Genomic DNA, 6,533 nt, shown 5'->3' with positions numbered 1-6,533 from the left:
CCGTTTCACCGGGCCCTCCGGGCGCTTCCCTTCGGTGTTTCCAACCTTACCAGATCCTTTTTCCTACCGTTTCCGGTCGGAATTTGCTTCCGGTCCCCTGTCGGAGCGGGGTTTGTTTCGCGCCTTCCGGCGTGTCCACTACGTTAGCGGATTTCCCCCGAGCCTCATAATCGAAGCTTTCGAATCGAATTCCGGCATGCCGAAATTTATCCCAGTCTGGGGGCCGTGCAGTAGTGGTTTTTTACCGCTCAGGTGGCGTCTGCATGATCATTGCGATCGCGCCGACAGCGCTGCCCTTCTCAAGCGGCTCGGGCTACGTTAGGCGCCCGGCCGCCTCGCGTCAAGCTTCGTCGTCGACGCTGAGCGGTTGCGGCGTCGGGGAGCGTGCGCGCGGTAGGGGCTGACCGTCGGGTCGTCGGCGATCCAGAAGCGCCAGGGGTGGGTCGCCCCCTCCCCTCCCACTCCCGTACGCGGGCCGCTCAGCACGTGGTCGGCGGGGACCGGGTCACCGTGCAGGACGCTCAGGGGAGCCTGTGGCCCGGCGCAGACGTCGGTGCCGTTCAGTACGCGGCCCACGTCGAGCGCCGTGGCCAGCCGGGCCGGGCCCTGGGCCAGTTCTCGGTCCTTGCGGGCGGCGGCACGTCGCGGGCGGGCCAGCTCCTGGCCGCGGATGATCTCGCCGGCGCGCAGCAGCACGCCGCTCGGGGTGCCCTCGGCGCCGCACACCAGGTTGAGGCAGTGCCACATGCCGTACGTGAAGTACACGTAGGCGTGGCCGGGCGGGCCGAACATCGACGCGTTGCGCTCGGTGCGCCCCCGATAGCAGTGCGAGCCGGGGTCGGAGGCCCCCGCGTACGCCTCCACTTCCGTGAGGCGTACCTCGATCGGCCCCTGGGGCGTCGTGCGGACGAGTATCCGGCCGAGCAGGTCGGGCGCCACCTGGAGCACGGGGCGGTCGAAGAAGGAACGGTCGAGCGGCGTACGGTCACATCCCACAGTCACGCGCTCCGAGGGTACGGGACCGCGGTGCGAACCTTGGAGCGCGCGCGGCGAGCTGCCAGGGTGTGGGGCGCGGAACCGGCCGACACGGTTTCGCGTGAGTACCGATCGAGCCGATCGATACACATCACGATGAGGCGACGAGAGTCTGTCGCGTCCTGGGGAGGAAGAACATGGGCTTCAAGAAGCTGCTCGCGAGCCTGGGGGCCGGCGGTGCCTCGGTGGAGACGGTGCTCACCGAGGAGAACGTCGTACCCGGCGGCGTAGTCCAGGGAGAGGTCCGCATCCAGGGTGGTTCCGCGGCTCAGCAGATCGAGGGGCTCTCCGTCGGGCTCCAGGCCAGGGTCGAGGTCGAGGGCAACGACCAGGAGACCAAGCAGGACATCGAGTTCACCAAGCAGACCCTCGGTGGGGCCTTCGAGGTGCAGCCGGGCGCGGTGCACGCCGTACAGTTCGCGCTGGAGGTCCCGTGGGAGACGCCGGTGACGACGTTCCTGGGGCGTCACCTCACCGGCATGAACATCGGCGTGACCACGGAGCTGGCCATCGCCCGGGCCGTCGACAGCAGCGACCTCGACCCGATCAGCGTGCACCCGCTCCCCGCGCAGCAGGCCATTCTCGACGCGTTCGGGAGCCTGGGCTTCAGCTTCAAGAGTGCCGACCTGGAGCGCGGTCACATCCGCGGCACGCGGCAGCGGCTCCCCTTCTACCAGGAGATCGAGTTCTACGCCCCGCAGCAGTACCGGGGGCTGAACCAGGTCGAGCTGACCTTCATCGCCGACGACCGGTCGATGGACGTCGTGCTGGAGATGGACAAGAAGCCCGGCCTGTTCACCGAGGGCAGCGACTCCTACCGCGCCTTCACCGTGGAGCTGGCCAACTACCAGGGCACCGACTGGGCGGCCTACCTCAACCAGTGGCTGGCCGACGTGGGCGGCAAGCGCAACTGGCTCTGACATCGCCACGGTGATGGCCGTGAGCCTCTGACGTCAGCGACGCGCCCGTTGTCCGGGTGCCGCGCGGGGCGTGCGCCGACCGGGTCGGGGCACGCCCCGCGCGTCGTGTGCGCGCCGGTTTCCGGGGCCGGCCTACTCCTGGTCGTCGAAGGTCACCGTCAGCGGCGTGTCCCGGGGCGCCCAGTACTCGATGGCGTCCGCCAGCACGTCGGCCGCGGTGCGGGCCGTTTCGGGGGCGGCGGCGCGGAACCGCTGCCAGCCGCGTATCCGGATCTCGTAGCCGCTGGGCCGCCCCCACCAGGACAGGTCGCGCAGGCAGTCGTCGAGGGCGTCCCAGTTGTGGCCGAACCACTCGGGGAGGGCCAGGTCGCGGGCGCAGCGGTCGAGGAACGTCGGCTCGTCGCGCACGCCGTCGAGGTCGAGTTCCGCACGGTGCGGGCCGGTGCTGGGGGTGCCGGGCTCAGATGCGGTCATGTGGGCCATCGTCGCAGCCCGCGCGCCCGCCCGCGGCGGACGATCTCGCTACGCTGGCCGTGATCGCACAGTCGCGTGAGCCGAGCAGAGAGGATTCGACGTGTCCGAGCAGAACCGGCGCCCGCTCCCCCATGACTTCCACCCCGCGGTGCCCTCGTTCACCGTGCAGAGCGACGACGTGACGCACGGCGGGGTGCTGAAGGACGACCAGGTGTACAGCGGTGGCAACCGCTCCCCGCACCTGCGCTGGTCGGGCTTTCCGGAGGGGACGAAGAGCTTCGCCGTCACCTGCTTCGACCCGGACGCGCCGACCGGCAGCGGGTTCTGGCACTGGTCGCTCTTCGACATCCCGGCCGACGTGACCGAGTTGCCCGCCGGCGCGGGCAGCGAAGGCTTCGCCGGGCTGCCGGCGGGGGCGGTGCACGTGCGGAACGACTACGGCACCCGGGACTTCGGTGGCGCCGCGCCGCCGCCGGGTGACGGCTCGCACCGCTACGTGTTCACGGTGTACGCCGTGGACACCGAGAAGCTGGGTCCGGACGCGGACGCGTCGCCGGCCGTGGTGGGCTTCAACCTGCGCTTCCACACGCTGGGGCGCGCCCAGTTGATCGGCGAGTACGAGGCGCCTTCCGAGGGCTGAGCGACGCCGCCCCGCGGGAGTGGGTCGGGCGCGGAGTCGCTCGGCCGACCGGGCGGGCGGTGAGCGGTGTGAGGGGCGGGCCCGGGTGGGTCCGCCCCTCTCGAGTGTCCCGGGCCCGCGCCACGCGAGCGGGCTCAGGGCGCGGTGGGCCCGGGGCGCGGTGGCCCATCTCCGGGGCGGTGTGCGGGAGTTCGGGAGGTCGGGGCGGGTGCCGGGCGGCCCTCGCGCGCGGGATCGCGCGTGAAATTGCGTTGTCCTCCCCCGCTCGCGCGTCCAGAGTTGTGCCGTGCCCGAAGGGGGCAGGCCGGACGCGGGAGGTGTGGGGGATGCGCGAGACTCTGGTGCTCAACGCCAGCTTCGAGCCGCTGTCGACGGTGACGCTGCGGCGTGCGGTGGTGTTGGTGCTACAGGAGAAGGCCGTGGTCGAGCAGGCCCACCCGGAGCTGCGGGTGCGGGCCGCCACGGTGGAGTTGCCCATGCCGCGGGTGATCAGGCTGAGCCGGTACGTACGGGTGCCGTTTCGAAGACGGGCGCCGTGGTCGCGGCGCGGGGTGCTGGTCAGGGACCGGCACCGGTGCGCGTACTGCGGTCGCCGGGCGACGACCGTGGACCATGTGGTGCCGCGGTCGCGCGGGGGCGGTGATACCTGGCTGAATACCGTCGCTTCGTGTGCGGAGGACAATCACCGCAAGGCGGACCGTACGCCGGAGCAGGCGGGGATGCGGCTGCTGCGTACGCCGTACGAGCCGTCGCCGTCGGACGCGCTGGTGTTGGCGCTCGGGGGCACGGGACGGGGCGCGCTGCCTGACTGGCTGCCGGTGCCCGCCTGAGCCCGCGCCGGGAGTGCGGACATGCGCGCGGACAGGGCGCGGGGCCCCGACGTCGAACGCCGGGGCCCCGTGCCTCGCTGTCCCTCGGGTCCCCACTGCCGTGGGGCGCCGGTCAGTCGATCCTGGGCTGCTCGCGACGCGGGGCGGGCGCGGCCTCCGTGCCGCCACCGCCGCCGTTGCCCCCGCCGCCCGGGCCGAAGTTGCCGAGCGCGCCGCCGAGGCCCTTGAGGGCGTCGCCGATCTCGCTGGGCACGATCCAGAGCTTGTTGGCATCGCCTTCGGCGATCTTCGGCAGCATCTGGAGGTACTGGTACGAGAGCAGCTTCTGGTCCGGGTCGCCGGCGTGGATGGACTCGAAGACCGTACGGATCGCCTGCGCCTCACCCTCGGCGCGCAGCGCGGCGGCCTTGGCCTCACCTTCGGCGCGGAGGATGGAGGACTGCTTCTCACCCTCGGCGCGGAGGATCTCCGACTGCCGGACACCCTCGGCCTGGAGGATCGCGGCGCGCTTGTCACGGTCGGCGCGCATCTGCTTCTCCATCGAGTCCTGGATGGAGGTCGGCGGCTCGATCGCCTTGAGCTCGACGCGGTTGACGCGGATGCCCCACTTGCCGGTGGCCTCGTCGAGCACGCCGCGCAGGGCCGCGTTGATCTCCTCGCGGGAGGTCAGGGTCCGCTCCAGGTCCATGCCGCCGATGATGTTGCGCAGCGTGGTGACGGTGAGCTGCTCGATGGCCTGGATGTAGCTGGCGACCTCGTAGGTGGCCGCGCGGGCGTCGGTGACCTGATAGTAGATGACCGTGTCGATGTTGACCACCAGGTTGTCCTGGGTGATCACCGGCTGCGGCGGGAAGGGGACCACCTGCTCGCGCAGGTCGACGCGGTTGCGGACGGAGTCGATGAACGGGACGACGATGTTCAGCCCGGCGTTGAGGGTCCGCGTGTAGCGCCCGAAGCGTTCGACGATGGCCGCGCTGGCTTGCGGGATGACCTGGATCGTCTTGATCAGGGCGATGAACACGAGCACCACCAGGATGATCAGGACGATGATGATCGGTTCCACAGTGGCTCCCCGTGCCCTTCGGTTGTCGGTCGATCTTGGATAGGTGAGTCTGTCAGATCAGCGCACTGCCGCGCAGCTTCGCCGCCGCTCCGGGCGGCGGCCTCCGCCCCACGCGTACGGCTCACATCACGACGGCCGTTGCTCCGTCGATCTCCACCACATCGACCTGCTGGCCCGGCTCGTACGCCTGACCTGTGTCGAAGGCACGGGCGGACCAGACCTCGCCCGCGAGTTTGATGCGCCCGCCGTCGCCGTCGACCCGTTCGAGCACGACGGCCTGACGTCCCTTCAGGGCGTCGATTCCGCTGGCGTGCGCGGGGCGTTGGGCTCGGTTGCGCGCGGCTATCGGGCGCACGACGGCCACGAGGGCGACCGAGACGACGACGAAGACGACGACTTGGAGCACGATGCCACCACCCAGCGCGGCGGTGATCGCGCCGGCGACGGCGCCCACGGCGAACATCCCGAACTCGGGCATCGCCGTCAGTACGAGAGGAATTCCCAGTCCGACGGCGGCGATCAGCCACCACACCCATGCGTCCACGTGGTTCATGGTAGTTCTCGGCCCGCACCGGGGACAGGGGACCGCTCACTCCACGCCATCGTGCGCCGACCACTGTCCCGTACACGGACCTCGGCCCCGCGCTCCGCCGCGACGGGGCCGCTACCGGCGTCGGGTCACTTCAGCGGCAGGCCCTGCGCGGTCCACCGGTCGCCCCGGCGCTCGACCACCAGCGGCAGCCCGAAGCAGTGCGAGAGGTTGCGGGAGTTCAGTTCGGTCTCCACGGGGCCGGCGGCCAGCACCTCGCCCTGGCGGATCATCAGGACGTGGGTGAAGCCGGGGGCGATCTCCTCGACGTGGTGCGTGACCATGATCATGGAGGGCGCGTACGGGTCGCGGGCGAGCCGGCCGAGGCGGCGTACGAGGTCCTCGCGCCCGCCGAGGTCGAGGCCGGCGGCGGGCTCGTCGAGCAGCAGGAGTTCGGGGTCGGTCATCATGGCGCGGGCGATCAGGGTGCGCTTGCGCTCGCCCTCGGAGAGGGTGCCGAACTTGCGGTCGAGGTACTCGCTCATGCCCAGCCGGTCGAGGAAGGCGCGGGCCCTGTCCTCGTCCACCGCCTCGTAGCTCTCCTGCCAGGAGGCGGTCATGCCGTACGCGGCGGTGAGGACCGTCTGCAGCACCGTCTGGCTGCGCGGCAGCTTGTCGGCCACGCCGATGCCGGCCATGCCGATGCGCGGGCGGAGTTCGAAGACGTCGACGCCGCCGAGCTTCTCGCCGAGGATCTGCACCGCGCCGGTGGTGGGGAAGAGATAGCTGGAGGCGATGTTCAGCAACGTCGTCTTGCCCGCGCCGTTGGGACCCAGGATCACCCAGCGTTCCCCTTCGGCGACCGACCACGAGACATGGTCCACCAGAGCCCGGCCGTCGCGGACCACGGATACGTCCACCAGCTCCAGAACATCGCTCATGAGCGCGTTGTCTCCCATTGCAGTCTCGTCATGTCGCGTGTGCCGGCGGGCACAGCTCCCAGGCAAAACCTACGCCACCCGTTGTCGGTGCCAGTCCTTAG

Annotated in this window: 8 protein-coding genes; 3 read left to right on the top strand and 5 right to left on the bottom strand. The window is 70.7% G+C overall.

Annotation, left to right across the window (positions count from 1 at the left end):
- Positions 1-318 precede the first annotated feature (318 nt).
- Positions 319-1,002, bottom strand: a complete 684-nt coding sequence (locus AC3CHW_RS28510; protein WP_176160943.1) for a DNA-3-methyladenine glycosylase — start codon at positions 1,000-1,002, stop codon at positions 319-321.
- Between the two features lie 170 nt (positions 1,003-1,172).
- Here AC3CHW_RS28510 and AC3CHW_RS28505 point away from each other — a divergent pair, with 170 nt between their 5' ends.
- Positions 1,173-1,955, top strand: a complete 783-nt coding sequence (locus tag AC3CHW_RS28505) for a sporulation protein (protein ID WP_398609913.1) — start codon at positions 1,173-1,175, stop codon at positions 1,953-1,955.
- 132 nt (positions 1,956-2,087) lie between these two features.
- On the opposite strand, the gene AC3CHW_RS28500 is transcribed toward AC3CHW_RS28505, so the two are convergent.
- On the bottom strand, positions 2,088-2,429 hold the full coding sequence (locus AC3CHW_RS28500) for a barstar family protein (protein WP_459250432.1): 342 nt from the start codon (positions 2,427-2,429) through the stop codon (positions 2,088-2,090).
- 100 nt (positions 2,430-2,529) lie between these two features.
- Here AC3CHW_RS28500 and AC3CHW_RS28495 point away from each other — a divergent pair, with 100 nt between their 5' ends.
- Together AC3CHW_RS28495 and AC3CHW_RS28490 are read left to right on the top strand one after the other, a co-directional pair.
- Entirely contained in the window at positions 2,530-3,069 is a 540-nt protein-coding gene (locus AC3CHW_RS28495) for a YbhB/YbcL family Raf kinase inhibitor-like protein (RefSeq protein WP_398609911.1), read from the top strand.
- 326 nt (positions 3,070-3,395) lie between these two features.
- The gene (locus AC3CHW_RS28490) at positions 3,396-3,899 is read left to right on the top strand and encodes an HNH endonuclease (RefSeq protein WP_187063833.1); all 504 of its coding nucleotides are present in this window, start codon (positions 3,396-3,398) and stop codon (positions 3,897-3,899) included.
- Between the two features lie 112 nt (positions 3,900-4,011).
- On the opposite strand, the gene AC3CHW_RS28485 is transcribed toward AC3CHW_RS28490, so the two are convergent.
- The 3 genes from AC3CHW_RS28485 to AC3CHW_RS28475 all read right to left on the bottom strand — a co-directional run bounded on the left by AC3CHW_RS28485 (position 4,012) and on the right by AC3CHW_RS28475 (position 6,432).
- Complete coding sequence (locus tag AC3CHW_RS28485) at positions 4,012-4,962, bottom strand: SPFH domain-containing protein (RefSeq protein WP_176160948.1); 951 nt, start codon at positions 4,960-4,962, stop codon at positions 4,012-4,014.
- Positions 4,963-5,083: 121 nt separating this feature from the next.
- The gene (locus tag AC3CHW_RS28480) at positions 5,084-5,515 is read right to left on the bottom strand and encodes an NfeD family protein (protein WP_381166005.1); all 432 of its coding nucleotides are present in this window, start codon (positions 5,513-5,515) and stop codon (positions 5,084-5,086) included.
- 125 nt (positions 5,516-5,640) lie between these two features.
- Positions 5,641-6,432 carry an ABC transporter ATP-binding protein gene (locus tag AC3CHW_RS28475; protein WP_176160950.1) on the bottom strand — a complete coding sequence of 264 codons (792 nt, stop codon included), beginning with the start codon at positions 6,430-6,432 and terminating at the stop codon, positions 5,641-5,643.
- Between the last annotated feature and the right edge of the window lie 101 nt (positions 6,433-6,533).

The sequence above is a fragment of the Streptomyces sp. MGP-BFMKR1 genome, assembly GCF_057766585.1.
The sequence above is the reverse complement of the archived record's forward strand: the minus strand, read 5'-3'. Positions and strand labels throughout refer to the sequence as shown.

What these genes read in the sequence shown, in the direction of transcription:
- AC3CHW_RS28505 (WP_398609913.1), top strand. Translation starts at nt 1,173, where the DNA reads ATGGGCTTCAAGAAGCTGCTCGCGAGCCTGGGGGCCGGCGGTGCCTCG.
- AC3CHW_RS28500 (WP_459250432.1), bottom strand. Translation starts at nt 2,429, where the DNA reads ATGACCGCATCTGAGCCCGGCACCCCCAGCACCGGCCCGCACCGTGCG.
- AC3CHW_RS28490 (WP_187063833.1), top strand. Translation starts at nt 3,396, where the DNA reads ATGCGCGAGACTCTGGTGCTCAACGCCAGCTTCGAGCCGCTGTCGACG.
- AC3CHW_RS28480 (WP_381166005.1), bottom strand. Translation starts at nt 5,515, where the DNA reads ATGAACCACGTGGACGCATGGGTGTGGTGGCTGATCGCCGCCGTCGGA.
- AC3CHW_RS28475 (WP_176160950.1), bottom strand. Translation starts at nt 6,432, where the DNA reads ATGAGCGATGTTCTGGAGCTGGTGGACGTATCCGTGGTCCGCGACGGC.